This window comes from Pseudomonas sp. FG35, from assembly GCF_057809295.1.
In genome coordinates this window covers 1-852 of sequence record NZ_JBMDJR010000037.1, presented here as the reverse complement: position 1 = coordinate 852, position 852 = coordinate 1, and the positions used below count along the sequence as shown (strand labels likewise).

Here is an 852-nt window from a genome sequence, read left to right as displayed (position 1 = left end):
TCAGCGTGATTACACGCGGACCTTTAAATTGTCGGTCGTCGATCAGGTCGAAAAAGGCGAGTTGAGTTATAAAGAGGCTCAAGAGCGTTATGGCATTCAGGGTAAATCGACCGTACTGAACTGGTTACGCAGGCATGGTCGGCAGGACTGGAGTCAAGGCGCGTCCATTCGCTCCAAGAGACCCCGTTCCATGGATGAGCCCGATAAACCACTGACACCCGAACAGCGAATCAAAGAGCTCGAAGAAAAGCTGGCCCAAGCCAACCAGAAAGCTCAGTTTTTCGAAGCTGTCGTTGATGTTTTAAAGAACGACTTCGGTGTTTCTGTCGTAAAAAAGCGATCCGGCAAGTCCTCTCCCAAGGGCAGATCCAAGACCTGAGCATTAGTCGGGCTTGCCAGTTCATGGGGATTTCCCGTCAGGCTTATTACAAGCGCAACCGCGCGTGTGATGCCCGGGCCCGTCATGCCCAGGAAGTGATGGGATTCGTGAGGGAGAAACGACTTAGGCAACCGCGCCTTGGCACCCGAAAACTTCACAATCTGATGCACACTGAGCCAGAGGTGTCCGTAAAGGTCGGTCGAGACCGGTTATTCGATATCTTGCGAGATCGGCGCGAGCTGGTTCCCCGCAGACGGGCCTATCACAAAACGACAGATAGCCATCATCGCTTTCGCCGGCATCCAAACCTGCTCAAAGATGGACCGATTCAGGTAGTTGCCAAGGCGCCAGAGCAAGTATGGGTTGCGGACATCACCTACCTACCGACGCAAACGGGTGTGGCTTATCTGAGTTTGATCACCGATGCGTACTCCCGAAAAATCGTGGGGCACCATGTCCATGAAAGCTTGCAC

1 pseudogene is annotated in these 852 nt (G+C 53.4%); it reads left to right on the top strand.

The features are described 5' to 3' along the window. Positions 1-852 (top strand): annotated as a pseudogene (locus ACODTD_RS28790) (IS3 family transposase); the annotation flags it as partial.